At 65.6% G+C, this 2582-nt stretch carries 2 protein-coding genes; both read left to right on the top strand.

The genetic code is table 11. From position 1 onward, the window contains the following. Positions 1-163 precede the first annotated feature (163 nt). Positions 164-1726, top strand: a complete 1563-nt coding sequence (istA, locus tag KNN17_RS22140; protein ID WP_241711051.1) for an IS21 family transposase — start codon at positions 164-166, stop codon at positions 1724-1726. Beyond that, positions 1723-2469, top strand: coding sequence for an ATP-binding protein (locus KNN17_RS22135; RefSeq protein ID WP_308196876.1), 747 nt, complete (start codon positions 1723-1725; stop codon positions 2467-2469). Before istA ends, KNN17_RS22135 begins: the two co-directional genes overlap by 4 nt. The last annotated feature ends 113 nt before the right edge of the window (positions 2470-2582 follow it).

Raw genomic sequence — 2582 nt, 5'->3', positions numbered from 1 at the left:
TGAATATTCGCGCTGTTGGGGTCCATCTTTCGTGTGTTTGGGGGCCGGTGGGCAGAGCGCGCAGTAGCGGCCTTGGGTGCCGGTAGTGGCGTGCTTGGGGGCCACCAAGTTTAGGCTCCTTCCGTCGTGTGTATAGGGCGCACGGCGGAAGGAGTAATCATCAATGGTACGGAAGATCAGAGCGAAGCTCGTGTTGCAGTTGCGCGCCGAAGGCCTGTCAGGCCGGGCGATCGCGGCATCGCAGGGAATGTCGCGGAAGAGCATCACGGCGGTGCTGGAGGCTGCCGACGCGGCCGGTGTGGTTTGGGACGACATCGCCGACAGCTCGGACCGCGAGGTGTATGCCCTGTTGTTCCCGGGCCGCGGTGAGCATCAAAGCGTGTTCGCGCAGCCGGACTGGGACCAGGTCCACCGGGAGATGGCCCGGGTCGGGGTGACGCTGAAGCTGCTGCATGGCGAGTACGCCGATTCATGCGCCGCCGCCGGTGAGCCAATGATGGGCTACGACCGGTTCTGCAGGACCTACCAGCGGCATGTGTTGGTAACGGGGGCGGCATCCCGGGTCGGGCACAAGGCCGGGCAGACGGTGGAGGTCGACTGGTCCGGGCCCACGATGCAGTTGGCCGATCCGGTCACGGGCAAGGCCAGGACCGTGTATCTGTTCGTGGCATGCCTGCCTTTCAGCCGGTATGCGTTCGTCGAACCCACCCTGGACATGAAGCAGGACACTTGGTTGCGGGCTCACGTGGCGATGTTCGAGGCCTTCACCGGTTCGGTGCCGCGGATCGTGCCGGACAATCTGAAGACAGGTGTCATCAAGCATCCCCGCGAGGGCGAGGTCGTACTCAACGACGCTTACCGCGAGATGGCGGCGCACTATTCAGCGGCGGTGCTGCCCGGACGTATCAGAGCACCGAAGGATAAGGCCAGCGTGGAAAACACGGTCGCCCACGTGGCTACCTGGATCATCGCCGGGCTGCGTCAGCGGCAATTCACCTCGTTGCCGGAGCTCAGGGCCGCCATCATCGAGCGGGTGGCGGCCTACAATGCGGAGCCGTTCCAGAAACGGCCCGGGTCCAGGGCCAGCGTGTTCGCAACCGAGGAGCAGCCGCTGCTGACGGGGTTGCCGGCGGCGGCCTACGAGATCAGCAGGTGGGCCTACGGGCGCCGGGTAGCCCGGAACGGGCACGTGGTCTGGGAGAGGAACTACTACTCGGTGCCCTTTGCCAATATCGGCACCACGGTGGACCTGCGGATCACCGACCGGGTGATTCAGGCCTACCGGGGCACCGAACGGCTGACCAGCCACCTGCTGCTGCCCGAGGGCGCGGCCAACGAGTACCGCACCAACGACGCCGACCTGCCCGCCGGCGAGAAGTACCGGCAATGGGACCCGCCCCGGGTGCGGGAGTGGGCCGGACGGATCGGCCCGGCAGCGGTGACCGTGGTCAACCGGATCTTCGAGTCCGTCCCGGTCGACGAGCAGGGCCTGGACGCAGCACTGGCCGTGTTGCGGCTCTCCCGGCGCTACTCGGCCGAACGGGTCGAGGCAGCCTGCCGGCTTGCGTTGGCAGGGCGTGTGCGGTCCCCGCGGTATGCGCATCTGCAGCCGATCCTGGCCACAGAGCAGGACAAAGCCGCCGGACTCAGGCCACCACGGGATGAACCGGCCGAACACGGCGGATACGTCCGCGGCGCCGAATACTACGCAGGTGGTGCCAAGTGAGCGGGATCGACATCGAAACCAAACGCAAGCTCCGGGAGATGGGTGCCGCCCCGATGCTGGAGGCGCTCGAGGCCCAGGACGAGACGCTCGTGCTCGGCATGGCCTTCGAGGAACGGCTCCGGCTGGTCGTGGACGAGGCCCACTCCGGGTTCAACCACGCCAAGGTTGAGGGACTGATCCGGCGGGCCGGGCTACGCTACCCCGGCGCGGATCTGCGCCGGCTCGACCTCGTGGACGAGCGGGGTCTGGACCGGAACGTGATCGCCCAGCTCGGCACCTGTTCGTTCATCGAACGGCAGCAGAACGTCGTGTTTCAAGGATTCACCGGATCCGGGAAGTCCTACCTGGGGTGCGCGCTGGCGAAGCAGGCCTGCCAGCACCGGATCCGGGCCCACTACGTCCGCATGCCCGACCTTGAGGAAGCCTGGGCGCTGGCAAAAGACAAGCCACAGGGACAAACCAAATTCCTGAACAAGTACGCGGCCTTCACCCTGCTCGTGATCGACGAATGGCTTCTCGACCACCCCGACGAGGGCATGCGCAGCATGCTGCTGGAACTGCTGGAGCGCCGGTACGACACAGCATCAACCGTGTTCTGCACCCAGTACGCCAAGAAAGACTGGCACCAGCGGCTCGGCTCCGGGGTCCACGCCGATGCGATCATGGACCGCATCGTGCACAACACCATCTGGGTCGATACCGGCAAGCACAACATGCGCCAACACGCCACCATGAAGCAGTAAGAAAACGTCGGTGGGGGCCCGTGGCCCCCACAACCTCGGCCACTGGCCCCCACCGGCAATATCAATGGCCCCGAAAGGCAATATCGAGTGGCTTCCAAACCTTCAAATACTCA

The organism is Arthrobacter bambusae (assembly GCF_022606295.1).
Lineage (GTDB): Bacteria > Actinomycetota > Actinomycetes > Actinomycetales > Micrococcaceae > Arthrobacter > Arthrobacter bambusae_A.
This window is presented reverse-complemented; position numbering and strand designations above follow the sequence as displayed.